We start from the raw sequence: 25,426 nt of genomic DNA, 5'->3' as shown, positions 1-25,426 counted from the left end.
ACATCTCGACATCCGCAAATTTCTCGGCGCCAACGACAATGCGGTCCGGCTCCAGGTGTTTGCCGCAATGATCGCCTACCTGTTGCTGCGTATCGCCGCCAAAGCCAACTGCCTCGCCATGCTTCCGATCAGGTTCGCTGAACTCGTCAGCCAGCTTCTATTCACGCGCCGGGCCATCGCCGCAATCGACAAGCCTCCACCCATCAACCCAAGCAAACGCAGATCCCACAGCCACCCAGACCAGATCGAGCTATCCTATGCCTAACTTCCCCGGACAGCCCTGCGTTCTTACGGGGAGAGGGTCGGGGTGAGGGGCTGCGTCCGCAAACACCGTGAGAGTTAGACTCGCGGAGAGTCCCTCTCACCCGAATTGCTTCGCAATTCGACCTCTCCCCGCAAGCGGGGCGAGGTGAAGAAAAGCTAGCCCTTCGGCGCCTGCTTTTCCGACGCGGTGGCCGGCTTGCCCTTGGCGCCGGCGCCGACGACGCGGACCTGATCGCCATCGGACAGGCCGTCCGGCGGGGCGGTGATGACGCGATCGTCCGGAGAGATGCCTGATGCGAGCTCGATTTCCTTGCCAAGATCGCGCGCGATCGTCACGGCCTTGAACAGCACCTTGTCGTCCGCACCGACGGTCGCGACACGCAGGCCGCTGCCGTTGAAGATCAGCGCGCTGGCGGGAATGCTGAGCGGCGCGGAGTCGCGCTGGAGGCTCAACTTCACGCTGGCATAGCCGCCGGGCATTAGTTCGCCCGAGGAATTGTCCAGGCCAAGCTGCATGCGCGTGGTGCCGGAGGCAACGTCGACGGCCTGCGAAGACGCTTCCACCGTCGCCTGGAAGGTCCGGTTCGGATACTCCGGCAGCGCGATGGTGGCCTTCGCGCCGATCTTGATGGCCGGCACGTAATTCTGGGGCACGTTGACATAGACGCGCAGCTTGGTGATGTCCGAGACCACGAACATCGCCGGGCCCGAGCCGCCACCGGCATTGATCAGCGCACCGACGTCGGTATCGCGCGCCGTGACCACGCCGTCGAACGGAACGGTGATCTTCTTGTAGCCGGCCAGCGCTTCCAGCCGCTCGACATTGGCCTGTCCCGAATGCACCGCGGCGTTCTTGTTGGAGAGATCGGCGGTGCGCTCGTCGATCTCCTGCGCGGAGACGAAGTTGGAGGCGACCAGCGTCTTGCGCCGGTTCAACGTCGCTTCCGACAGCCTTGCGCTGGCCTGCTGGCTGGCGAGGTCGGCGCGGGCCTGCAGGAGCTGCTGATCGAGGTCGGGCGCCTCGATCTCGGCAATCACCTGCCCTGCCTTGACGCGGGCCCCCATGTCGGCGCTCCAGCTCTTCAGGTAACCCGACACGCGCGCGAAGATCGGGGCACGGTAGTAGGCTTCCAACCGGCCCGGCAGATCGAGGCTGGCGTTGAGCGCCTTGGCGTTAGGCTGGGTCACCGCGACGCTGGGAACGGCCTGATCATCGGTCCATTCCTTCAACTTGGAGCCCTGCTCCTCGCGCGCGCGGATGCCGGTGCCGACGACCAGGCCTGCCGCAATCAGCGCCACCACGCCGAAGATGCCCAGTTTCCGGTGCGACACCGGGGGGCGGGATTCAGTGGGCGACATGCGGAGTCTCCAAAGGGGCGGCGGCTTTGGCGCCTTGTTTCTTGTGTACCATGCTGAACACCACGGGAACAAACATCAGCGTGGCGAAGGTTGCAAAGATCAGGCCGCCGATCACGGCGCGGCCGAGCGGCGCATTCTGCTCGCCGCCCTCGCCGAGGCCCAAGGCCATCGGCGCCATGCCGATGATCATGGCGAGCGCGGTCATGAGGACGGGACGGAACCGGACGAAGCCGGCTTCGAGCGCGGCAGCAACGGGATCGCCGAGTTCCTCGTAGCGCTCGCGCGCAAAGGAGATCACGAGCACGCTGTTGGCGGTGGCAACGCCCATGCACATGATGGCGCCGGTGAGCGCCGGAACCGACAGTGTCGTCTCCGTCGTGAACAGCATCCAGACGATGCCGGCGAGCGCGGCCGGCAGCGCCGTGATGATCACGAACGGATCGGACCAGGACTGGAAGTTCACGACGATCAGGAAGTAGATCAGCACGACGGCGCCAAGCAGGCCGAACAGCAGGCCGGTGAAGGCGCTGTTCATGGTCTGCACCTGTCCGAGCAGCACGACGGAAGACCCCTTCGGCACCTCCTTCGCGGTATCGGCGATCACCTGGCGGATGTCGGCGGCGACCGCGCCGAGATCGCGGCCCGAGGTCGTGGCGAAGATCTGCACCATCGACTGGATGTCGTATTGCGAGACCACCGCGCTCGACGTGGAGCGCTTGATGTCGGCGATGCCGCCGAGGATCGGCGACTGCGAATTGCTGGCGGCGGTGATCGGCAGCGTCTGCAGCGCGCTGAGCGAGTCGATCTGGTATTGCGGCGTCTGCATCACGATCGAATAGGACACGCCGTTGTCCGGATTGAGGTAGTAGGTCGGCGCCACCTGTGAGGAACCGGCGAGGTTCACCACGAGACTGTTGGTGACGTCGCGCTCGGTCAGGCCTACATATTGCGCACGGGTGCGGTCGACATCGATATTGAAGGTCGGGTTGTTCGGCGATTGCTGGATGCGCGCATCGGCAACGCCGGGAATCTTGCGGACCTTGGCCAGCAGATTGTTGGCGTAAGCGAAGTTGGCGCCGACATTGGCGCCGCGGATCTGAAGGTCGATCGGCGCGGGCGCGCCGAAGTTCAGGATCTGGCTGACGATATCGGCCGGCAGGAATGCGAAGCTGACGCCAGGGAACAGCCGCGGCAGCTGCTCGCGCAACACGCGCACATGCTCTTCGGTCGGCTTGTGGCCTTCCTTCAGCTTGATCTGGATGTCGCCGTCCTGCGGACCGATGACGCCGGTGTTGTTGTAGGTCATGTTGATGCCGGAGATCGGCATGCCGATGTTGTCGGTCAGGGTCTCGATCTCGCCCGGGATCAGCTTGCGGATCGCCTTCTGGACATCGGCGAGCTGGTTCGCGGTCTCCTCGACGCGGGTGCCGACCTGGGTTCGGACGTGCATCAGGATGTTGCCGGCATCGACCGCGGGGAAGAAGTTGCGCCCGAGGAACGGCACCAGCGCAAAGGACGCACCGACGACGCAGAGGAAGCCGATCACGAACACCGCGCGATGCGCCAGCGCCATGCCGAGCAGGCCGCGATAGAAGCTGCGGATGCGCTCGAACCGCGCCTCGAAGCCGCGCTGGAACCAGACCAGCGGATTGCGCGACTTCGGCGGTTCGCCCTCGTGATGGACATGGGCCTGCAAGAGGTAGTTCGCCATGGTCGGCACCAGCGTGCGCGACAGGATGAACGACCAGATCATGGCGAACATCACGGCTTCGGCCATCGGCACGAACAGGAAGCGCGCGACACCGGTGAGGAAGAACATCGGCACGAACACGATGCAGATGCAGAGCAGCGAGACGAAGGCCGGCGTGACGATCTGGTTGGCGCCGTCGAGGATCGACTGCTCGACCGGCTTGCCCTGCTCCAGATGGTAGTTGATGTTCTCGATGGTCACGGTGGCGTCGTCGACGAGGATGCCGACGGCGAGCGCGAGACCGCCGAGCGTCATGATGTTCAGCGTCTCCCCGATCGCCGACAGCATGATGATGGCGCCCAGCACCGACAGCGGGATCGAGACCGCGATGATGATGGTCGAGCGCCAGCTGCCGAGGAACAGCAGGATCATGACGCTGGTGAGCAGCGCTGCGATCACGCCCTCGAAGGCGACGCCTTGAATCGCGCCGCGAACGAACACCGACTGGTCGCCGATGAAGCCGATCTTCAGCGCGTCCGGGAGCTGGTCCTTGACCTCGATCACCTTCTGCTTGATGCCGGCGATGATATCGAGCGTCGAGGTCGCGCCCGCCTTCAGCACCATCATCAGCACCGAGCGGTTGCCGTCGACATGGACGATGTTGGTCTGCGGCGGATTGCCGTCGCGGACGGTCGCGACATCGCGCACATAGACCATCGCGCCGTTGACGGTCTTGATGGGCAGATTGCCGAGCTCGTCGATCTTCAGCGGCGAGTTGTTGAGCTGGATGTTGTACTCGAAGGTGCCGATCTTCTGGGTGCCGACCGGCGTGATCAGGTTCTGCGCGGCCAGCGCATTGGCGACGTCCTGGCCGGACAGGCCGCGAGCCTGGAGCGCGGTCGGGTCGAGATCGATCTGGACCTGGCGCTGCTTGCCGCCGAACGGATACGGGATCGCAGCCCCCGGCACCGTGACCAGCGGCGTGCGGAGCTGGTTGATGCCGATGTCGGCGAGGTTCTGCTCGGTCAGCCCGTCGCCCGACAGCGCCACCTGGATGATCGGCACGGTCGAGGCCGAGTAATTCAGGATCAAGGGCGGCGTTGCGCCCGGCGGCATCTGCTTGAGCAACGTCTGCGAGATCGCTGTGACCTGCGCATTGGCGGTGCGGATGTCGACGTTCGGCTGGAAGAAGATCTTGATGATGCCAAAGCCGTTATAGGAGTTGGCGACGATGTGCTCGATGTCGTTGACCGTCGTCGTCAGCGCGCGCTGGAACGGCGTCGTGATGCGGCCGGACATCTGGTCGGGCGGCAGGCCGGTGTACTGCCAGACCACGCCGATCACGGGAATGCGGATGTCCGGGAAGATGTCGGTCGGCGTCCGCAGCGCTGCCAGCGGTCCGATGATCAGGAGCAGGAGCGCGAGCACGACAAACGTATAGGGTCGGCTCAGGGCAATACGGACCAGAGCAATCATGCGCCAGGCAATTCCAGGTCAAGCAGGGATGCGGAATCCGCCCCGACGGGGATCCTCTTTCCCCTTTACCTGAGCACCGCCGACAGCGCCAATGCCAAGCGACAGCGCGCTCTTCACTTCCGTGCTACCGCGCTGCGGAATAAGCATCGCAGCTATGCGAGGATGAAAAGCAGCACGGCGTCGTCCCGGCGAAGGCCGGGACCCATACCGCGGAATTTATCGATTGCATTCGATAGGAGTACCGAACGACGAGTCTGCGCCAAACCACGTCCTGTGGTTATGGGTCCCGGCCTTCGCCGGGACGACATTGGGGAGGCTTACGCCGCGCGGACGTTGGTCAGGAACTTGCTGACCTCGTTCTTGAGCCGGCCCGAGTCGTTCGACAGCATCTGTGCCGCCGACAGCACCTGCGAAGAGGCCGTGCCGGTCTCGGTCGCGCCATGCTGCACGTCGGTGATGTTGGAGGAGACCTGCTGGGTGCCCTGCGCCGCCTGCTGCACGTTGCGGGCGATCTCCTGGGTTGCCGCGCCCTGCTCTTCCACCGCCGCCGCAATCGCCGAGGAGATTTCCGACAGGCGCTCGATGGTCGAGGAGATTTCCTTGATCGCGCCGACCGAGTCGTTGGTCGCGACCTGAATGCCGGAGATCTGCTGGCCGATCTCGCCGGTCGCCTTCGCGGTCTGCTCGGCGAGCGCCTTCACCTCGGAGGCCACCACGGCGAAGCCGCGGCCGGCTTCGCCGGCGCGCGCCGCCTCGATGGTGGCGTTCAGTGCGAGCAGATTGGTCTGACCGGCGATGGTGTTGATCAGCTCGACGACGTCGCCGATGCGGGAAGCCGCCCTGGAGAGCTCGCTGACGCGCTCGGTGGTGGCACGGGCCTGGCCGACGGCGTCGCTCGCCATCCGCGCCGATTCCTGCACCTGACGGCTGATCTCGCCGACCGAGGAGGCCATCTCCTCCGTCGCCGAGGCCACCGACTGCACGTTGCCCGATGCCTGGTCGGACGCAGCAGCGACGACCCTGGTGAGCTGTTGCGCCCGTTCGGCGGTCGAGCTGAGCGTTCCGGCCGAGGATTCCAGCGCACCTGATGCGGCCGACACCGTCTCCACGATGCCGCCGACCGACGCTTCGAAGCTGTCGGCCAGCTCGTTCATCGCGCGCCGGCGCTCGCGATCGGCAGCCGCCTGGTCCTGGGCGCGCTGCTCGATGCCGCGCTTGATGTCGCCCTGCATCGACCTGAGCGACGTCGCCAGCCTACCGACCTCGTCGACCTGCTCGATCTCGAGCTGCTGGTTGAAATCGCCCTTGGCGATGCCATCGGCGAAATTGGCACAATCCTGGATCGGCCGCGCGATCTTGCGTGCGGCGAACGAGATCAGGAAGATCGCCGCCAGCACGATGACCAGGCCGACGCCGAGCTGCCAGAACGTGTTGGAGGTCGCACGTGCACTGAGCGAGGCGTCGAGTTGCCGTGCGGATGCCAGCACCACGTCGCGCGGAATCGAGATCACGACCGACCAGGCGTTCTCGGTGAGCCCGAAGCGGATCGGCGCATAGATGTCGATGTTGGCGAACTTCGGATCGTCCTGCACCGCGCCCTTGCCGGCCTTGACGATGGCGAGGCTCTCGCTCCAGCGCGGGTCGGCTTCCGACGCGTTCTTGCCGATCACGTCCTGGTTCGCGCTATTGGCGACGATCAACCCGGTGTCGTTGAGGATCGCGACCTTGCCCTTGCCCTGGAACAGCGAGCCGTTGATCTTGACGGCGAGCTTCTGCACGAAATCGAGATTGTAGTCGGCGCCGGCGACACCGCGGAATTTGCCGTCGATCATGACCGGCACCGACATGGTCGCGAGGAAGACGGCCTTGCCCTGAACGATGTAGGGCAACGGGCCCAGGATGTTTTCCTTACCCGTGGCGTTCGGGTTGATGTACCAGGCGCCCTTCACGAGGCCGTTGGGATGACGCTCGCTGCTGTCGTACTCGACGAGCGGCTGAACGGCGATGGCGCCGCTGGCGTTGCGCGTCCAATAAGGCAGGAAGCGACCGGTGTTGTCCGACCCCGTCTCCTTGCGGCCCTTGAACGCCGCATCATCGCCATCCAGCGCACCGGGCTCCCAGGCCGAGTAGGTGCCGTTGAAGGCAGGGTTGAGCTCGAGCACGTGACGCAGGAGCGCGTTGAACTGGGTCCGCCGCGCCGCGAGCGGCGTGCCGGTCTTCTCGTCGGCCAGGGTCGCGAAGGCATGCGCGGTGGTGCGCGCCGCGTCAAACCCAACCTCCAGCTCAGCTTTGATGGCGTTGGCTTCGGTGGAGGCCCGGTTCATCAGGCTCTCCTTGGTCTGTTGGTCGACCAGCTGCATGACCTCGTGAGTCACGTACTGGTTCATGCTCTGCGTGGAGAAGAGGCCGTAGCCGATCAGCACGACACACGTCACCGCCAGGCAGAGGCCGGCGATCAGGGCGATCTTCAACTGGATGGAGCGAATGGCAGAAAATGAAAACAGCTTCACGATTGAGTCTCCAAAACACTGCGACGAGTTAAGGTTCGCAGAGTTCGGAACCCGTAAAGAAATGGAACCGTAGGACCCACGTGAAAAATAAGTCAGCAGGCGCCAGGCCATGCGCCAAAATCAAAGAGCGGCGCCGATGGCGCCGCTCTTGCGTAGTCCGATACCTGCTCTGACGGCCTTACGCGGCGCGGACGTTGTTACGCCGCGCGGACGTTGGTCAGGAACTTGCTGACCTCGTTCTTGAGCCGGCTCGAGTCGTTCGACAGCATCTGCGCAGCCGACAGCACCTGCGAGGAGGCGGTGCCGGTCTCGGTGGCACCGCGCTGCACGTCGGTGATGTTGGAGGAGACCTGCTGGGTGCCCTGCGCCGCCTGCTGCACGTTGCGGGCGATCTCCTGGGTCGCCGCGCCCTGCTCTTCCACGGCCGCCGCGATTGCCGACGAGATCTCCGACAGACGCTCGATCGTCGAGGAGATCTCCTTGATCGCTCCGACCGAATCGTTGGTCGCCGCCTGGATTCCGGAAATCTGCTGGCCGATTTCGCCGGTCGCCTTCGCAGTCTGCTCGGCGAGCGCCTTCACCTCGGAGGCGACAACCGCGAAGCCGCGGCCGGCTTCGCCGGCGCGCGCCGCCTCGATGGTGGCGTTCAGCGCCAGCAGGTTGGTTTGGCCGGCGATGGTGTTGATCAGCTCGACGACGTCGCCGATGCGGGAAGCCGCCTTCGAGAGCTCGCTGACGCGCTCGGTGGTGGCACGCGCCTGGCCGACGGCGTCGCCGGCCATCCGCGCCGATTCCTGCACCTGACGGCTGATCTCGCCGACCGAGGAGGCCATCTCCTCCGTCGCCGAAGCTACCGACTGTACGTTGGTCGAGGCTTCCTCCGAAGCTCCGGCAACGGTGGTCGCGAGCCGCTGGGAGCGGTCGGCGGTCGAGGTCAGCGTCGAGGCGGAAGCTTCGAGCTGGGTCGAGGCCGACGACACGGTCTGGACGATCTCGCCGATCATCGTTTCGAATTCGCGGGTGATGTTGTCGACGCGGCGACCGCGCTCGATCTTGGCTTCGGCATCGGCCGCGGCGGCTTCATCGGCGGCCTTCTTCGCGATCAGCGCCTCCTTGAAGACCTGGAGCACGTCGGCCATGGCACCGATCTCGGTCTTCTCGCCGCGATGCGGGACTTCGGCGGAGAGGTCGCCCTTGCCCAGCGCCTGCATCGGCTCGACGATCGAGGCGATGCCGCTGGAGACGTCGCGGACCAGATAGAAGCCGACGCCGATGCCTGTCAGGACGGCCGCGCCCAGGATGATCGCGACCAGCATGAAGGCGAAGGAATAGCTGTCGGCGGCATCCCGCGCGGCCTGGTCGCCACCCCGGGTGTTGAGGTCGATGTCCTTGCGCAGGACCTCGTCGGACTGGATGCCGATCTTGTTGGCAGTCTTGACGTTCAGCTCGTGCGCCTCGTGCGGGACCTTGCCGGCCTCCTTGCGCGACAATGCAAAAACCTCGTCGGCGCTCTTCTTGTAGTCGTCCCACAGCTTGGACCATTCGGTGTAGAGCGCCCGCTCCTCCGGCGAGGTGATCATCGGCTCGTAGCTCTGGCGGGCCTTGGCCAGCGTCTCGCCGGTGGTGACCGCGGTCTTTTCCATCGCGAGCTTTTCTTCCAGGGTCTCGGCCAGCATGTGCTCGCGGACCACGCTGCGATAGGTGATGACGCTGGCCCGGAGCTCGCCCAGCACCCTCACGCTGGGCATCCAGCTCGTGGTGATGTCGGTGGTGTTCGCGTTCATCGACCGCATCTTCGTGACCGCGAGCAGGCCCATGCCGGTCATCGCGACCAGCAGGAACGCCACGACACTGATGATCTTGGCACGGATGGAGATCTTGGCGAACATAGTCAGGTCTCTTTATGCTGGCGCAGGCGCGCGTCCGGAAGGTCTTAAAGAATCAACCAAAGGGAGCGACGTCGACATCAGACAACAGAGCGACTGAGCAGATGTTGACTACGATTCCGTACGAGTACGGAGCCTGAAAGAGATGAACAGGCAGCTAAGAATGCTCTGCGCTCAGCGCATGAGCCTAAGCGCATCGGAGAAAAACTCCGGGCCACCGAAATTGCCGGACTTCAGCACGAGCAGCATGTCGCCCCCGGCGCCGACCGCGCGCAGCACCGGAACGCCTGCAGCGATCTCCACCCCGACGAGAAATCCGGGAATCTTCAACCGATCGACCACGGCGCCGGACGTCTCGCCGCCGGCAACGACCAATCGCCGCACGCCTGATTTCACGAGGTTTTCGGCGATGTCGGCCATCGCCTGCTCGATGGCATGTCCGGCCGCGTCACGGCCGTGACGCGCCTGAAGCGCTGAGACCTGATCCGGTGTCGAGCTCGATGCGATCAGCACGGGCCCCTCCGCCAGTCGCGGCCTTGCCCAGTCCAGCGCACGCTGTGCTTCGTCCGCCCCCGTAAGAATACGGTCCGGATCGAGATGAAACACCGGCATGACCTGTTCAGCGCTGGCGATCTGCTTGAGCGTGGCCTGCGAGCAGCTGCCGGCAAGACACGCCGCCGGCCCACCAACGGCCGCTCCGGATTCGCCGCCAGCCGCATTCGACTTGACCTTGCCGGTCGACACCAGGGCACGCGCGAGCCCGAGGCCAATGCCGGAGGCGCCGACCGACAGCCGATGTTCGGCGGCCACGAGGCCGATGGTTTCGAGGTCGCGATCGAAGACGGCGTCGATGATCGCAGCGCCAATGCCCTTGCCCGCGAGTTCGGCCAGCCGCGCCCGTACGGCATCCGCGCCGCGCGTGACGGTCGCGAGATCGACGAGGCCGATTTGTGTCCTGCTCTGGCGCGCCAGCACGCGCACCAGGCTGGAATCGTGCATCGGATTGAGCGGATGGTCCTTGAGCGGGCTCTCGTTCAGCGGCACCGCGCCGACGAACAGGTTACCCTGGTAGACGGTGCGGCCGGTCTCCGGGAAGGCCGGCGTCACCAGAACGATGCCCTCGCCGCAATCGTCGCGCAACGCGTCCATCACCGGGCCGATATTGCCGGCGTCGGTGGAATCGAAGGTCGAGCAGATCTTGAACAGCACATGGCTCGCGCCGCGGCCGCGCAGCCATGTCTCCGCCGCGCGCGAGCGCGATACAGCAAGGCCTGCTTCGATCGAGCGGCTCTTCAAGGACACCACGACAGCGTCGACCTCGGGCAGCGCCAGATCATCGGCGGGAATGCCGATGGTCTGCACGGTGCGCAGGCCCGCCCGCGTCAGCGTGTTGGCAAGATCGGAGGCGCCGGTGTAGTCGTCGGCGATGCAACCCAGTGCAAGAGTCACGGCTTCACTCCCGCATAGGGCTTGAACCAGGCAAGGCCGTCGGTGGTCTTGCCGCGCGGATTGTATTCGCAGCCGACGAAGCCGGCATAGCCGAGCCGGTCGAGCTCTTCGAACAGGAAGGGATAGTTCAGCTCCTCGCCGTCGGGCTCGTTGCGCGAGGGAATGCTGGCGATCTGGATATGGCCGATGATCGGCATCATCTCGCGCAACCGCATGGTGACGTCGCCATGGATGATCTGGCAGTGATAGATGTCGAACTGGAGCTTGAGGTTCGGGAGCCGCAACTCCTGGATCAGGTCGCGCGCGAAACCGAAATCGTTGAGGAAGTAGCCGGGCACGTTGCGGGCATTGATCGGCTCGAGCACGATGTCGATGCCGTGCGGCGCGAAGAACTCCGCCGCCCACGCCACCGACTTGTAGAACGCCTCGATCGCGACGCGCTCGCCGCGATTGGCAAGACCGGCCATCAGGTGCAGGCGCTTGACGCCGGTGGCCTTGGCGTAAGGCAGCGCGGTCTCGAGGCTCGCCTTGAGATCGGCGAAGCGCGCCGGGAGCGCGGCGAAACCCTTCTCGCCCGCATTCCAGTCGCCGGGCGGCAGGTTGAACAGGGCCTGGGTCAGGCCGTTGCGCTTGAGCCGCTCGCCGACCGCCTCGGCCGGATGCTCGTAGGGAAAGAGAAACTCGACGGCGGTGAAGCCGGCTTGCGCGGCGGCATCGAAACGGTCGAGGAACGGCACCTCGGTAAACATCATCGAGAGATTGGCGGCGAAACGGGGCATTGGAATCCTCTTGTCCTTACTTGTCGCCGGGAAGCTTCACGCCGGTGACCTGCGCATACATGCGCGCGACCGAGGCGTCGTCATCGCGGCCCATGCCGGCGGCAGCCGTCATCAAGAACATCTGGAGCGCGGCCGCGGAAACCGGCACCGGGAATCTGGCGCTGCGCGCCATGTCCTGGATGATGCCGAGGTCCTTGACGAAGATCTCGACCGCGCTGCGCGGCGTATAGTCGCCGTCGAGCACATGCGGCATGCGGTTCTCGAACATCCAGGAATTGCCGGCAGAGGCCGTGATCACCTCATAGACCTTGCGGATGTCGAGGCCCTGCTTGGCTGCGAACGCCATCGCTTCGCTGGCGGCGGCGATGTGCACGCCGGCCAGCAACTGGTTGATCATCTTGAAGGCGGCGCCCTGCCCCGCGGCGTCGCCAAGCTCGTAGAGCTTTGCGGCCATGGCGTCGAGCGCCGGCCGCGCCTTTGCAAAGGCAGCCGGGCTGCCCGAGGCGAGGATCGTCAGTTCGCCTTGCGCGGCGCGCTGCGCTCCGCCGGAGATCGGCGCATCCAGATAATGCCGGCCGGTCGCCTCGAGTTGCTTGGCCAGGCGCCGCGCGACGTCGGGATCCATGGTGGCCGATGACAGGAAGACGCTGTCCTTGGGCATGGTTTCGGCGACGCCATCCTTGCCGAACAGGATCGTCTCGGTCTGCGCGGCGTTGACGACGACGCTGACGACGACGTCAGCGTCCTTGGCGGCTTCGGCCGGCGTCCTGGCGCCCCCGCCGCCGTCCTTCACGAAGCGCGCCACCGCATCAGCCGAAACGTCGCAGCCGGTGACGGCGTGACCGGCGCGCTTCAGCGAGGTCGCCATGCCAAATCCCATCGAGCCGAGCCCGATGACGGCGATACGCTGATTTTGTGACGTGGAGGCGGACATGCAACTGACCCTTGCGAAACGTTTCCCGGACGGCCGGCCCTTGCGGCGGCTCGGCGAACCGATAACACGGCTTGGCCGCGCTGCCAAAGCGTGAGACAAGCAGGCATGACGGCCATGAGCAACGAGACAAGGCTGCGTGAGGATATCTGTCGCTTCGGACGGTCCCTGTTCGAGCGCGGGCTGACGCCGGGCTCGTCCGGCAATATCAGCGTCAAGCTTGACGATGGCGGCTGGCTGGTGACACCGACCAATGCCTCGCTCGGCTTCCTCGACCCGGCGCGGCTGTCGCGGCTGGATAGCCAGGGCCGGCCGATCTCGGGCGATGCGCCGACCAAGGAAGTTCCGCTGCACACCGCGCTCTACGACACCCGCGGCAGTGCACGCGCGATCGTGCACCTGCACTCGACGCATTCTGTCGCACTGTCGATGCTGCCCGAGATCGACCCGCGCGCCGCGCTGCCGCCGATGACGGCCTATTATCTGATGAAATGCGGCGCGACCGCGCTCGTGCCCTATTACCGCCCCGGCGATCCCGCGGTGGCGGATGCGATCAAGGGCCTGGCGGGGAAATATTCATCCGTGCTGCTCGCCAATCACGGCCCGGTGGTCGCCGGCGATACGCTGGAGGCCGCGGTGTTCGCGACCGAGGAGCTGGAGGAGACGGCGAAGCTGTACCTGCTGCTGCGCGGGATGAACCCGCGCTACCTGTCGCCGGAGCAGGTGACGGATCTGGTGAAGGTGTTCGGGGTGACGTTGCCGGAGCATGGGCACGGGCATTAGCGTCGCCTCGTGAAGAGCACGACAGTGCTGCCTTACCCACCACTGTCATTCCCCGCGAAGGCGGGGAATCCAGTACGCCGCGGCCCCTCCGTATCCCACTAACGTCTCTGAAATACTGGATCGCCCGCCTTCGCGGGCGATGACACCGAGGGTGTGGGACGTGTGTGCCCAACACTTATGTGCCTACAGCCCCAGATACGCCTTCCGCACGTCCGGATTACCCCTGATTTCGGCTGCCGCGCCCTGCATCAGCACGCGGCCGGTTTGCAGGATGTAGGCGCGGTCGGCGATCTCCAGGCACTCGGCCATGCGCTGCTCGACGATCAGCACGGTCATGCCGGCGTCGCGGATGCGCTTCACCGCCTGGAAGATTTCGTCCACCAGCTTCGGCATGATGCCTTGCGACGGCTCGTCCAGCATCAGCAGCCGCGGGCGCGTCATCAGCGCGCGGCCGATGGCCAGCATCTGCTGCTCGCCGCCGGACAGCGTTTCGGCACGCTGCTCGAGGCGCTCGGACAGGCGTGGAAACAAATTGAAGACGAGATCGAGCGGCCCCTCGCGGTCGGCTTCGCCGCGGTAGAGGTAGCTGCCGAGGCGGAGATTGTCGCGCACCGACAGCCGCGGGAACAGGCGACGATTCTCCGGCACATAGGCGATGCCGGTTGCGGTGATGTGGTGCTGCGCCATGCCGTCGAGGCGCTTGCCGTCGAAGGTCACCGTGCCCGAGCGCGGACGCTCGGCACCGGCGATGGATTTGAGCAGCGTCGACTTGCCTGCGCCGTTGGCGCCGGCGACGCAGACGATCTCGCCCTTCTCGACCTCGATCGAGACCGCGGAGATCGCGACCAGCCCCTGATAGGCGGTCGTGACTTCATGCACTGACAGCATGACGATCTCCCAGATATGCGCTGATCACCTTGGGATCGCGAACGACGTCGGCAGGCTTGCCCTCGACCAGCACCTTGCCGAGGTCGAGCACGATGGCGCGGTCGACCAGCGGCATCACGATCTCCATGACGTGCTCGACCATCAGCACGGTGATGCCGGCGTCGCGGACCTTGCGCACCAGCGCCACGCCGGTCTGCGCCTCGGTCGGCGTCAGGCCGGTGAGGACTTCGTCGAGCAACAGCAGCTTTGGTTCGGTCGCAAGCGCGCGCGCGACTTCGAGGCGGCGCTTCTCGGCCGGAACGAGGTCGCTCGCGAGCACGTCGGCGCGTGCGGCAAGGCCGGTGAATTCCAGCACCTCATGCGCCTTGCGGCGGGCCTCGCGCATCACGGTGTTGCGCACGAGCGCACCGACGATGACGTTGTCGATGACAGTCATGGTCTCGAAGCTCTTGACCACCTGGAAGGTGCGCGCGACGCCGCGCTGACAGCGCTCGGCCGCCGGCAGGTTGGTCACATCCTGCCCGTCGAAGATAATCGAGCCCTGCGTCGGCGGCAGCACGCCCGCAATGAGATTGAACAGCGTCGACTTGCCGGCGCCGTTGGGACCAATCAGGCCGACGATCTCGCCGCGCCCGACCGAGATCGAGACATCGCTGTTGGCAACGAGGCCGCCGAAACGTTGCCAGACGCCGCGGGTTTCAAGGAGCGCGGTCATCGCGAAGCTCCCTTGCGGCGCGTGAACAGCCCGATCAGGCCTTCCGGCCGCGCCAGTGCAATCACGACGATCAGCGTGCCATAGACGATGAGATCGACGCCGCGGCCGGAGCCGCCGATATAGGAGCGCGTCAGCTCGGTGAGCGGAATCAGGATCACAGCGCCGAGCAGCGGCCCCCACAGCGTGCCGATGCCACCCAGCACCGCCGGCAACGCCATCAGCAGCGAGAACTGGAAGCCCATGACGCTGCCTGGATCGATATAGGAAACATACATGGCATAGAAGCTACCGCCGACCGCAACCAGGAAGGCAGAGACGGCCGCAGCCCCCATCTTGGAATCGAACACGACCACACCGAGGCTCTGGGCTGCATCGGGATTGTCCTTCACCGCGCGCCACCAATAGCCCCATTTCGAGTCTTCCAGCCACCAGGTGACGAACCAGGCGATGCAGGCGAGCGCCAGCGCGAAATAGAAGTACGGCAGCTTGCTGCGGGCGAACTGGAATTTCAGCCAGCTGTCGCCGCGCACAGGCATCTCGATGCCGAGGGCCGCACCCGCCCACTCCCAGTTCTGGATCAACAGCAAGCCGATCTCGGCGATCACGATGGTGGCGATCGCAAAGTAGTGGCCGCCAAGGCGGAAGCAGGGATAGCCGAGCGCCAGCGCGATCAAGGCGGAGATGGCGCCGCCGGCGAGCATACCGAACCAGGGCGGCACGCCGAACTTCGTGAACAAGAGCGTGGTGGTATAGGCGCCCAAACCGAAATAGAGGGCATGCCCGAGCGATATCTGCCCGCAATAGCCGGACAGGATGTTCCAGCTCTGCGACAGCGCCCCGAACATCAGCGTCAAAATCATGATGTTCTGGACGTTCGGATTCTTGACGAACAACGGCACGAGCGCAGCGGCGACCGCAAGGCAAGCTGCGACGAGGAGTTCGCGGCGACGCCGCTCTGTAAAGCTCTTGTCCATCTCACATCGATCCGAACAGGCCGCGTGGCCGGATAAAGACCACGAGGAGATAGACGGCATAGATGCCGACCGACTTCAATGATGGCGGCAGCACGAGCGCGGTGGTGGCCTCGACGAGACCGACGACGATGCCGCCGGCGAATGCGCCGAACACGCTGCCGAAGCCGCCGAGCGCCACCGTGACATAGGCGATCAGTGCAAAGGATGCGCCGACGTCGGGATAGATGTAGAAGAAGCTCGCCATGATGGCGCCGGCGAGCCCCACAAGGGCAGCTCCGAGGCCCCAGCCGAGCGCGAACACACGGTTCTTGTCGATGCCGACGAGGGCCACCGCACCGGGATCCTCGCGGGTCGCTTCCAGCGCACGGCCGAAATCGGTGCGGTTGATGAACAAATAGAGCCCGCCGAACGCCGCGATCGCGACCAGCGCGCCGAACAATTGCGGCTGCGGCAGGAAGATCCCGGCGACCGATACCGTCTTGCCGCCGAGCCATGAGTTGGGGACGCTGCGGTAGTCGGCCGTGAAGAACAGCTGCGCCAGGCCGCGCATCACGATCGCGAGGCCAAAGGTCGCGAAGATCTGCACCATGCCGACATTGGCCTTGGCGCGCATCGCAAACCGCACGATCACGAGATAGACCACCGCCCCCAATACGAACAAGGCAGCGGCGGCCAGTGGCGCCGACAGCAGCGGATCGATCGCGAAGAACGTGAACAGGAAGAACGTCACGTACATCGCCAGCATCAGGAATTCGCCATGGGCGAAGTTGACGACGTCCATCAGGCCAAAGATCAACGCCAGGCCAACGGCGATCAGTCCGTAAAGCAGCCCCATCAGGAGGCCGCTCGCAAGACTCTGGATAATCGTTTCAGCTGTCACGTCGCTTCGTCCCCCGCCCGCAACCTGATCGCTTACTTCATCGGCCAGATCGCATCGGCAACCGCCGCCTGCGACGGGAAGATGGTGACGAACTTGCCGCCGACATATTGCAGCAGCACCGGATCGGCATCGTTGTTCTGGCCCATCTCGTCGAACTTGACCCGCTTCCAGGGCATGATGGTCTGCTCGCCCGACATCTCGGTCGCCGCCAGTGCGTCACGGATCTTCTCGCCGTCGGTGGATTTGGCGCGGTTGATGGCGTCCGCCATGATGATCATGGCCATGAACTGCCGCGACGTGTTGTCGTTGAGGTCCTTGCCCGACTTCGCCTTGAACAGATCGTTGATCTTGCCGACCATCGGCCGCTTGGCGGCGAGATCGAGCGAGAAACTGCCGCGGGTGATCGCACCCTCGAGCTTGTCGCCGACGGCGTCGTAAAGAGCCTTTTCGGAGAAGCCGGCGGCTTGCGCCACGATGGCGTTCGGCTTGTAGCCGAGCTCAGCCATGGTCTTGACCAGCAGGATGCCGTCGGTGGTGTAGCTCGAGGGCAGCAGCACGTCGGCATTGGCGGCCTTGAGCTGCTGGACTTCAGCCGAGAGCGACGGCGAGTTGGCGCGGTACTTGATGTCGGCGACGATCTTGTAGCCGCGTTCGGTGGCGAGCCTGGTCTGCGCATTGGCAGAGTCGGTGCCGAAGATCGTATCTTCGTGGAACAGCGCCAGCGTGTCGGCCTTGGCGCCCTTCTTCTTCATCGCATCGAGGAAATCGAACATCCCGGCCGAGAACATCTCGTCGTGCGGTGAGGCGCGGAAATAATACTTCAGGCCGCGGCGATGCAGACTCGGCGAGGAGTTGTCTGCCGACAGGAACGGAGTCTGGTAACGTTCGCAGATCTGGCTGATCGTGACTGCGACCGCGCTTTGATAGGAACCGAGAATGGCGCAGACCTTCTCCTGCGTGATGAGGCGCTCGGCTTCGGCGCGCCCTTTTTGCGGGTCGCCCTGGGTGTCGGCATAGACGAGACGGATCTTGGCGCCACCAAGGCCGGGCAAGCCTAGGCCCTTCGCGAGCGGAAGGTCGAAGTCCTGGTCGTTGTTGATGATGTCGACCGCGGTCTCGAACGCGCGCTGCGCATCGACACCCACCTGGGCACCGGCGCCCGACAAGGGATAGGTCGCACCGATCACCACTTCAGAAGTTTGCGCACGGGCGACTAGCGGCATCAACGCGGCAGTGGCGGCAGCTCCGAGCAGTACGTCGCGGCGAGTGATCGTCATAGGCAAAGTCCCCTGTTATTCGAATTTTGCGCGTATCGAATGAAGCGATTGACAGATAGCGTAAAGCCTGAAGAAGCAGCAAACGCTGCCCATTAAATCACGGCCATAGTCCTGTTCTTGAGATCCGTCACCAGCATCAGGCCGGGCGAATGCGTGATCGCGAACGGTACCTTCGCGGCGTTGATCACCGATTGCGGCGTGACGCCGCAGGCCCAGAACACCGGAATCTCGTCATCGCCGACCGGCACGGGATCGCCATAGTCGGGCTTGGCGATGTCCTTGATGCCGATCAGATGCGGATGGCCGAGATGCACGGGCGCGCCGTGCACGGCGGGATAGCGCGAGGTGATCTGCACCGCGCGGATCGCATCGGCCGGCTTGAACGGGCGCATCGACACCACCATGGGGCCGGCGAACGGACCGGCCTCGCCGCAGGCGATGCTGGTGCGGTACATCGGCACGCGCACGTTCTGCTCGATATGGCGGATCGGCATGCCCTCGTCGAGCAGCGCCTCCTCGAACGAGAAGGAGCAGCCGAGCACGAAGGTCACGAGATCGTCGCGCCAGTACTTGGTGACGTCGGTCGGCTCGTCGACCACTTCGCCGTCGCGCCAGACGCGGTAACGGGGAACGTCGGTGCGGATGTCGAGGTCGGCGCCGAGTGCGGGGATATGCGGGCTGCCGACGTCGGACATGCCGATGATCGGGCAGGGTTTCGGATTGAGCTGGCAGAAGCGGTGAAAGGCGCCGGCATATTCCGCCGGCAGGATCGCCAGATTGCCCTGGACGAAGCCGGGGGCGACCCCGGCGGTGGAGCCCACCTCCCCGCCGCGATAGGCGAGCCGGGCCTTGCGGCTCGGGAGGGTGTCGGGTGTTTCAGTTTGCTGCACTGCCACCAAAACAGTCATGTAATCGACCTGCCTATAAACTCGACAAAGACAAGCCAACACCAAGCGTGCTATAAAGTCTAATCTTCCTTTCTAATCAATATCGATAAATTTCATTTATCGGTCGGGAAAATCCTTCCAATGCTGGACTTCAGGTCAATCGAGACGTTCCTCTGGGTTGTGAAGCTCGGCAGCTTTCGCGGCGCCGCACAAAGGCTCAACACGACCCAGCCCGCGATCTCCCAGCGCATCGCCCAGCTCGAGCGCGAGATGGGCGTGAAGCTCCTCAACCGCGATCATCGCGTGGCCTCGCCGACGCCGAGCGGGCGGCAGATGATGGTCTATGCAGAAAAGCTGATTGGCCTGCGCGCTCAGATGATGGCCGAGGTCGGCGACCGTTCGGCGATGCGCGGCGTGATGCGGCTCGGCGTGGCCGAGACCATCGTGCACACCTGGTTGCCGCGCCTCGTGAAGAGCGTGAACGAGCTCTATCCGAACCTGTCGCTGGAGATAGAGGTCGACATCACGCCGAACCTCACGGCGCGCCTGCTCGCGCAGGAGATCGAGCTTGCCTTCGTGGTGGGGCCGCTGTCCGCCTCCGGCGTGCACAACCGCGTGCTCGCCGATTACCCGATCGGTTTTCTCGCAAGCCCCTCGCTCGGCCTCGGCAACGGCCCGGTGACGCGCGCCGATCTCGCGCGTTTTCCGATCATCACCTTCCCGCGCAAGACCAGGCCCTACGAGGTCGTACGCGAGGTGTTCGACCGACCCGAATTGCCGCCGATCCGCCTGCATGCCTCCGCGTCGCTTGCGACCGTCATCCACATGGCGGTCGAAGGCCTCGGGATCGCCGTGATCCCCGACGCTATCGTCGAGAACGAGCTCGCCGACGGGCGGCTGCAATTGCTCGACACCGATCTCGAAATAACACCGCTGACATTCACGGCGAGCTGGCTCGCCTCACCGGACGTCGTGGCGGTGGAGCGCGTCGCCGAGCTTGCATGTCAGATTGCGCAGAGCAGCCTCGCGGTTGACGCGCCCGCGCTGGCGCGTCATTGAAACAGGCGCCGGACAACCTTCAACGTCATTCCGGGGCTCGCACGGGACCGCGCAATGCGCGGCCCGGGAACGAGAACCCGGAATCTCGAGATTCCGGGCTCGGCTGTTCGAGCCGCCCCGGAATGACAACTGAGAGACTGACCGCATGAGCCGAGCCGCGACCAACCTGCAAATCGATTCCGCCCGCCTCTGGGGCTCCATCCACGAGACCGCGCAGTTCGGCGGGACGGCCAAGGGCGGCGTGCGGCGGCTGACATTGAGCGCCGAGGACAAGCAGGTGCGCGACTGGTTCCGCAAGGCCTGCGAGGATGCCGGCCTCGAGGTGCATGTCGATGCGCTCGGCTCACAGTTCGGCCTGCGCAAGGGACGCGACATGTCGAAGCTGCCTGTCGGCATCGGCTCGCATCTCGACACCCAGCCGACCGGCGGCAAATATGACGGCATCCTGGGGACGCTCGGCGCGCTGGAAGTGATCCGCACCCTGAACGACGCCGGCATCGAGACCGAAGCGCCCATCTGCGTGGTCAACTGGACCAACGAGGAAGGCTCGCGCTTCGCGCCCGCGATGATGGCGTCCGCGGCGTACGTCGGCGATTTCACCACCGACGACATCCTGTCGCGCAAGGACGCCGAGGGCACCACCGTCGGCCAGGCGCTCGACGGCATCGGCTATCGGGGCGACAAGCCGGTCGGCTTCCAGAAGCTCGGCTGCTTCGTCGAGCTGCACATCGAGCAGGGCCCGATTTTGGAAGCCGAGGGCAAGACCATCGGCGTCGTCGATTCCGGCCAGGGCGTGCTGTGGTATGACGGCAAGATTTCCGGCTTCGAGAGCCATGCGGGATCGACCCCGATGCCGCTGCGGCGCGATGCGCTGGCCACGCTCTCCGAGATCGTGCTGGCGATGGAGGCGATCGCCAAGAAGCACGGGCCGAACGCGGTCGGCACCATCGGCGAAGCCGTGATCGCCAACCCCTCGCGCAACGTCATACCCGGCGAGATCGCCTTCACCATGGATTGCCGCAGCGCCGATGGCGCCATCATGGACGCGCTCGATCGCGATCTGCGCGCCGCGATTGCGGAGATCGCCGCGCGCCGCAAGGTCGAGGTCAAGATCGACCTGGTCTGGCGCAAGCCGCCGACGCATTTCGATCCCAAGCTGATCGCGGCGGTCGAGAACGCGGCCAAGACGCTCGGCTATTCCTCTCGCCGCATCACCTCCGGCGCCGGCCACGACGCCTGCAATCTTAACACCGTGATGCCGGCGGCGATGGTGTTCGTGCCTTGCAAGGACGGCATCAGCCACAACGAGCTGGAAGACGCTACGCAGCCCGACTGCGCCGCGGGCACCAACGTGCTGATGCACACCGTGCTGGCGATCGCCGGCGTCGCGTCCTGATCGGAGCGAGCCATGCGCGGAGTTTTCGTCGACGCCAACGAAGCCCTCGCCGTGATCATGGAGCGGCTGGAGCAACCCGGCGATCCCGAGGTGCGGATCAACAGGGACCCGGACATCAAGCCCGAGCAATACCCGGAAATCCTCGACGGCGCCGAGATCGCGATCGTCGACCACACCGCACTGCCGACCGAGGTCGCGAGGAAATGCGCGGGCCTGAAGCACGTCGTGTTCCTCGGCACCGGCGCGCGCAGCTACATGAACCCGGAAGAGCTCGCCGAGCTCGGCATCTCCGTGCACCTGATCAAGGGCTATGGCGACACCGCCGTGGCTGAATCCGCGATCGCGCTGATGTGGGCCTCGGCCCGCGTCATCGCGATGATGGATCGCGAGATGCGCGTCGGCAACTGGCTGCGCGAAGACGGCATGCAGCTCACCGGCAAGACGCTCGGCCTCATCGGTTTCGGCGGCATCGCAGCAGAGGTCGCGCGCATTGCGTCCGGCAGCGGCATGAAGGTGATCGCCTGGAACCGCTCGCCGAAGAGCTACCCGGGCGTCACGTTCACCGATCTCGACACGGTGCTGGCGACCAGCGACGTGGTGTCGCTGCACCTGCTGCTCAACGACGAGACGCGCGGCATGATCACGCGCGAGAAGATCTTAGCGATGAAGCCCGGCGTCATCCTCATCAACACCGCCCGCGCCGCGGTCGTCGACGAGGCCGCCATGATCGACGCCCTGAAGTCGGGCCACATCCGTCACGCCGGCCTCGACGTCTTCAACATCGAACCCCTGCCCGGCGATCATCCGCTGACAAGATTGCCGAACGTGACGCTGTCGGCGCATTCGGCGTTCCGCACGCCGGAGGCGAGCGAGAACCTGATTGAAGCGGCCTGGATTCACTGCCGCCGGATCGTGAAGGGATAAGAGCAACAACAATGGCTGACTATCGCACCATCAAGGCCGAAGCGCTCACCAACGTCGTCCGCGCCATTGTCAAGGCCGGCGGCTCCTCGGATCGCGAGGCCGAGCTCGTATCCACCAACCTCGTCGAGGCCAATCTTAGGGGACATGACTCGCACGGCGTCGGCATGATCCCGCGCTATGTCCAGAGCGTCACCAACGGCGGCCTCGCCGTGAACCAACACGTCAAGATCGTGCTCGACACTGGTCCGCTTCTCACCCTCGACGGCCTCACCGGCTACGGCCAGGTGATCGGCCATGAAGCGATGGAGCTGGCTGCCGAGCGTGCCAAGAGCAACGGCGTGTGTCTCGTCGGTCTTTCCAATGCGCACCACATCGGCCGCATCGGCCACTGGGCCGAGCAGTGCATCGACCACGGGCTTGTATCGATTCACTTCGTCAACGTGATCTCGCGCCCGATCGTGGCGCCCTGGGGCGGCAGCGATGCCCGCCACGGCACCAATCCGTTCTGCGCCGGCATCCCGCGCAGGGGCAAAGAGCCGATCGTGCTCGACTTCGCCACCAGCAGGATCGCGCAGGGAAAGACCCGCGTCGCCCACAACAAGGGCGTCGAACTGGAGCCCGGCACCATCATCGACAATGAAGGCAAGCCCACGGTCAATCCGCGCTACACCGTGATCCCGCCATACGGCGCTATCCTGCCGTTCGGCGAGCACAAGGGTTCGGGGCTCGCGCTCGTGTGCGAAATCCTCGGCGGCGCGCTCTCCGGCGGGCAGGTGGTCAAGGGCCCGTCCGACGGCAAGTACAACGTCCTCAACGGCATGCTCTCGATCATCATCGACCCGGGCAAGCTCGGCACCGGCGAAAACCTCGCACGCGAAGTCGAAAGCTTCGTCGCCTGGCACACCGGCTCACCGCCCGCCCCCGGCGTCGACAAGGTGCTGATCGCCGGCGATCCCGAGCGCGAGACCAAGAAAAAGCGCCTCGCAGAAGGCATTCCGGTCGATCCGACCACCTGGCAGGAGATTCTCGCGGCCGGGCAGAAGTTCGGACTGGATCAGGCCGCGATCGAGAAGATCGTCGGCTAGTCGGAACGAGGCAGATCGCTCGGCATCATCCAGGCCTCCTGCACAATTGCGCAGGGCGATATGGGCTAATGCGAAGCTCGTGTAGCGGATTTGAACCGGCCCGCCTTGTCTGGCGACAACGCGGATATCCCGGCTCACACCGCCTCAGAGGTTCACATGCTCTCCCGTCTCGCAAAGCTCGTATCCGGCTCCAGCGCGCCGTCGCCTTCGGCCGACCTCTACCGGCATCGACTCGCCATTTATGAAAGCGAACTTGGCGAGCCCGAGCACAGCTTCACCGACAGCGCGGAGCGCCGCATCGACATCCACGCCTTTGGCCGCGATTTCGTGCCGGTGTGCGAAGAGGGATCTGACGAAGGCTATGTGCTCCTCACCAGCGGCATGAGCGAGCAGCGGATGCCGGGATCACATGGCGATGCCAAGCCGCGTGCCGAGCTGATGTGGTACGTCCGCGAGCCGACAGAGGAGGTTTGCGCCAATCTGCGCTGGCTGGCCAATCTGCCGTTCATCGACACAACCTGGTTCGGCTTCGGCCATCGCGTCGCGCTGCCGTGGCCGCCGGTTGCAGGAACGGACTTCCAGACGTTCCTGTTTCTCACGCCGGTCATCTGCCCGGATAAGCGCATCGCCGAGGCGCTGGAGATCGCGGGCGATCCCGTGGAACTCTTGACCGTGAACCTGATCTCGCAGCAGGAGCTCGCGCTGATCAAGTCCAGGGGGCTCGATCCGTTTCTCGATCTGCTCGACGAGAACGACTATCCGCCGATCTTCGATCCGGCGCGGAAGTCGTATGTGTAGCCGAGCCTAAGAACACCGCTGTCCTTCCCTTCTCCCCTTGTGGGAGAAGGTGGCGCGAAGCGCCGGATGAGGGGTTCTATCCGCGAAGAGAAATTCCACGACTGAGAGGTTCTGTCTCCGCGGAGAGAACCCCTCACCCGTCTTCGATGCTTCGCATCGAAGCCACCCTCTCCCACAAGGGGAGAGGGAAAGGCCCCACCTTAATCCACCATATCCGCGACCGCCTTGCCGCAGGCCGTGGTGTCGGCGTTGCCGCCGAGATCCTTCGTGCGCAGCGTGCGTTCGGCGAGCGTGCGCTCGATCGCTTCCACGATCGACTTGCCGGCTTCCTTCTCGCCGAGATGCTCGAGCATCATCGCGCCCGACCAGATCGCGCCGATGGGGTTGGCGATGCCCTGACCGGCGATGTCGGGCGCCGAGCCGTGCACCGGCTCGAACACCGAGGGGAAATCGCCCTCGGGATTGATGTTGCCTGATGGCGCGATACCGATGGTGCCGGTGCAGGCCGGGCCGAGGTCGGAGAGGATGTCACCGAACAGGTTGGAGCCGACGACAACGTCGAACCAGTCCGGATGCAGCACGAAGTTCGCCGTCAGGATGTCGATGTGGTACTTGTCCCACTTCACGCCCGGGAATTTCTTGGCCATCGCCTCCACGCGCTCGTCCCAATAGGGCATGGTGATGGAGATGCCGTTCGACTTGGTCGCCGAGGTCAGGTGCTTCTTCGGCCGCGACTGCGCGAGCTCGAAGGCGAATTTGAGGATGCGGTCGACGCCGGTGCGGGTCATCACCGTCTGCTGGGTGACGAATTCACGGTCGGTGTCCGGGAACATGCGGCCGCCGACGGAGGAATATTCCCCTTCGGTGTTCTCGCGCACCACCCAGAAATCGATGTCGCCCGGCTTGCGGTTCGCCAGCGGCGACGGCACGCCGGGCATCAGCCGCACCGGGCGCAGGTTCACGTACTGGTCGAACTCGCGGCGGAATTTGATCAGCGAGCCCCACAGCGAGACGTGATCCGGAATCTTGGCCGGCCAGCCGACCGCGCCGAAATAGATCGCGTCGTGCTTGCCGATCTTTTCCTTCCAGTCATCCGGCATCATCTGGCCGTGCTTCTCGTAATAGTCCCAGGACGAGAAGTCGAAATGGTCGAAATGCAGGGAGACGCCGTGTTTCTTGGCGGCTGCCTCCAAAACGCGCAGGCCCTCGGGCATCACTTCCTTGCCGATGCCGTCGCCTGGAATGACCGCGATCCGGTATTGTTTCTTGCTCATCGAGAACGTCCTTGGTTGGTCCGGCAGCCGCCGTCTTTTGATCGCCCTGCAATGAACCAAAGTCGCGGGCAGTGCAACGCTGCACTGCAATGTTGACCGTGGCACGGCCGACCGCCTACTGATTTCATTGTGTTCCCATCTT

General features: G+C 64.8%; 20 protein-coding genes and 1 pseudogene. 7 read left to right on the top strand and 14 right to left on the bottom strand.

The window, feature by feature from the left end:
- Window positions 1-265 (top strand): annotated as a pseudogene (locus tag BM118_RS41420) (IS4 family transposase); the annotation flags it as partial.
- Window positions 266-420: 155 nt separating this feature from the next.
- Here BM118_RS41420 and BM118_RS14095 read toward each other — a convergent pair.
- The 7 genes from BM118_RS14095 to ltnD all read right to left on the bottom strand — a co-directional run bounded on the left by BM118_RS14095 (window position 421) and on the right by ltnD (window position 12,347).
- The gene (locus BM118_RS14095; RefSeq protein ID WP_092186101.1) at window positions 421-1,623 is read right to left on the bottom strand and encodes an efflux RND transporter periplasmic adaptor subunit; all 1,203 of its coding nucleotides are present in this window, start codon (window positions 1,621-1,623) and stop codon (window positions 421-423) included.
- Window positions 1,610-4,789 (bottom strand): efflux RND transporter permease subunit, encoded by a 3,180-nt coding sequence (locus BM118_RS14090; RefSeq protein ID WP_092186100.1) that lies wholly within the window; start codon window positions 4,787-4,789, stop codon window positions 1,610-1,612. Before BM118_RS14090 ends, BM118_RS14095 begins: the two co-directional genes overlap by 14 nt.
- A gap of 317 nt (window positions 4,790-5,106) precedes the next feature.
- The gene (locus BM118_RS14085; RefSeq protein ID WP_210189044.1) at window positions 5,107-7,299 is read right to left on the bottom strand and encodes a methyl-accepting chemotaxis protein; all 2,193 of its coding nucleotides are present in this window, start codon (window positions 7,297-7,299) and stop codon (window positions 5,107-5,109) included.
- 197 nt (window positions 7,300-7,496) lie between these two features.
- Window positions 7,497-9,188: a methyl-accepting chemotaxis protein gene (locus BM118_RS14080; protein ID WP_092186098.1), complete on the bottom strand. Its 1,692-nt coding sequence runs from the start codon at window positions 9,186-9,188 to the stop codon at window positions 7,497-7,499.
- 171 nt (window positions 9,189-9,359) lie between these two features.
- The gene (gene otnK / locus BM118_RS14075) at window positions 9,360-10,634 is read right to left on the bottom strand and encodes a 3-oxo-tetronate kinase (RefSeq protein ID WP_092186097.1); all 1,275 of its coding nucleotides are present in this window, start codon (window positions 10,632-10,634) and stop codon (window positions 9,360-9,362) included.
- Entirely contained in the window at window positions 10,631-11,413 is a 783-nt protein-coding gene (gene otnI, locus BM118_RS14070) for a 2-oxo-tetronate isomerase (protein WP_092186096.1), read from the bottom strand. The genes otnK and otnI overlap by 4 nt, the downstream gene beginning before the upstream one ends.
- A 16-nt stretch (window positions 11,414-11,429) precedes the next feature.
- A complete protein-coding gene (gene ltnD, locus BM118_RS14065) occupies window positions 11,430-12,347 on the bottom strand; it encodes an L-threonate dehydrogenase (RefSeq protein ID WP_092186095.1) in 918 nt (305 codons plus the stop codon).
- A gap of 105 nt (window positions 12,348-12,452) precedes the next feature.
- Here ltnD and otnC point away from each other — a divergent pair, with 105 nt between their 5' ends.
- The gene (gene otnC, locus BM118_RS14060; protein ID WP_177234278.1) at window positions 12,453-13,127 is read left to right on the top strand and encodes a 3-oxo-tetronate 4-phosphate decarboxylase; all 675 of its coding nucleotides are present in this window, start codon (window positions 12,453-12,455) and stop codon (window positions 13,125-13,127) included.
- Window positions 13,128-13,310: 183 nt separating this feature from the next.
- Here otnC and BM118_RS14055 read toward each other — a convergent pair whose 3' ends face one another.
- The 6 genes from BM118_RS14055 to BM118_RS14030 all read right to left on the bottom strand — a co-directional run bounded on the left by BM118_RS14055 (window position 13,311) and on the right by BM118_RS14030 (window position 18,769).
- A complete protein-coding gene (locus tag BM118_RS14055) occupies window positions 13,311-14,015 on the bottom strand; it encodes an ABC transporter ATP-binding protein (protein WP_092186093.1) in 705 nt (234 codons plus the stop codon).
- A complete protein-coding gene (locus BM118_RS14050; protein ID WP_027544024.1) occupies window positions 13,999-14,730 on the bottom strand; it encodes an ABC transporter ATP-binding protein in 732 nt (243 codons plus the stop codon). The genes BM118_RS14055 and BM118_RS14050 overlap by 17 nt, the downstream gene beginning before the upstream one ends.
- Window positions 14,727-15,704, bottom strand: a complete 978-nt coding sequence (locus tag BM118_RS14045; RefSeq protein WP_092186092.1) for a branched-chain amino acid ABC transporter permease — start codon at window positions 15,702-15,704, stop codon at window positions 14,727-14,729. The genes BM118_RS14050 and BM118_RS14045 overlap by 4 nt, the downstream gene beginning before the upstream one ends.
- A 1-nt stretch (window position 15,705) precedes the next feature.
- On the bottom strand, window positions 15,706-16,584 hold the full coding sequence (locus tag BM118_RS14040; RefSeq protein WP_027544022.1) for a branched-chain amino acid ABC transporter permease: 879 nt from the start codon (window positions 16,582-16,584) through the stop codon (window positions 15,706-15,708).
- Between the two features lie 32 nt (window positions 16,585-16,616).
- On the bottom strand, window positions 16,617-17,861 hold the full coding sequence (locus tag BM118_RS14035; RefSeq protein ID WP_092186091.1) for an ABC transporter substrate-binding protein: 1,245 nt from the start codon (window positions 17,859-17,861) through the stop codon (window positions 16,617-16,619).
- A 92-nt stretch (window positions 17,862-17,953) separates the two neighbouring features.
- The gene (locus BM118_RS14030; protein WP_092186090.1) at window positions 17,954-18,769 is read right to left on the bottom strand and encodes a putative hydro-lyase; all 816 of its coding nucleotides are present in this window, start codon (window positions 18,767-18,769) and stop codon (window positions 17,954-17,956) included.
- Window positions 18,770-18,889: 120 nt separating this feature from the next.
- Between BM118_RS14030 and BM118_RS14025 the strand changes: the two genes are divergently transcribed.
- The 5 genes from BM118_RS14025 (at window position 18,890) to BM118_RS14005 (ending at window position 24,010) form a co-directional block, all read left to right on the top strand.
- Window positions 18,890-19,807: a LysR family transcriptional regulator gene (locus BM118_RS14025; protein WP_092186089.1), complete on the top strand. Its 918-nt coding sequence runs from the start codon at window positions 18,890-18,892 to the stop codon at window positions 19,805-19,807.
- Between the two features lie 145 nt (window positions 19,808-19,952).
- Window positions 19,953-21,203 carry a Zn-dependent hydrolase gene (locus BM118_RS14020; RefSeq protein WP_092186088.1) on the top strand — a complete coding sequence of 417 codons (1,251 nt, stop codon included), beginning with the start codon at window positions 19,953-19,955 and terminating at the stop codon, window positions 21,201-21,203.
- A 12-nt stretch (window positions 21,204-21,215) separates the two neighbouring features.
- Complete coding sequence (locus BM118_RS14015) at window positions 21,216-22,127, top strand: NAD(P)-dependent oxidoreductase (protein ID WP_092186087.1); 912 nt, start codon at window positions 21,216-21,218, stop codon at window positions 22,125-22,127.
- Window positions 22,128-22,138: 11 nt separating this feature from the next.
- The gene (locus tag BM118_RS14010) at window positions 22,139-23,212 is read left to right on the top strand and encodes a malate/lactate/ureidoglycolate dehydrogenase (RefSeq protein ID WP_092186086.1); all 1,074 of its coding nucleotides are present in this window, start codon (window positions 22,139-22,141) and stop codon (window positions 23,210-23,212) included.
- Window positions 23,213-23,368: 156 nt separating this feature from the next.
- Complete coding sequence (locus tag BM118_RS14005; protein ID WP_092186085.1) at window positions 23,369-24,010, top strand: suppressor of fused domain protein; 642 nt, start codon at window positions 23,369-23,371, stop codon at window positions 24,008-24,010.
- A gap of 200 nt (window positions 24,011-24,210) precedes the next feature.
- Here BM118_RS14005 and BM118_RS14000 read toward each other — a convergent pair whose 3' ends face one another.
- Window positions 24,211-25,284 carry a tartrate dehydrogenase gene (locus BM118_RS14000; RefSeq protein WP_092186084.1) on the bottom strand — a complete coding sequence of 358 codons (1,074 nt, stop codon included), beginning with the start codon at window positions 25,282-25,284 and terminating at the stop codon, window positions 24,211-24,213.
- Window positions 25,285-25,426 lie beyond the last annotated feature (142 nt).

Source organism: Bradyrhizobium sp. cf659, from assembly GCF_900113725.1.
Classification (GTDB): domain Bacteria; phylum Pseudomonadota; class Alphaproteobacteria; order Rhizobiales; family Xanthobacteraceae; genus Bradyrhizobium.
The sequence above is the reverse complement of the archived record's forward strand: the minus strand, read 5'-3'. Positions and strand labels throughout refer to the sequence as shown.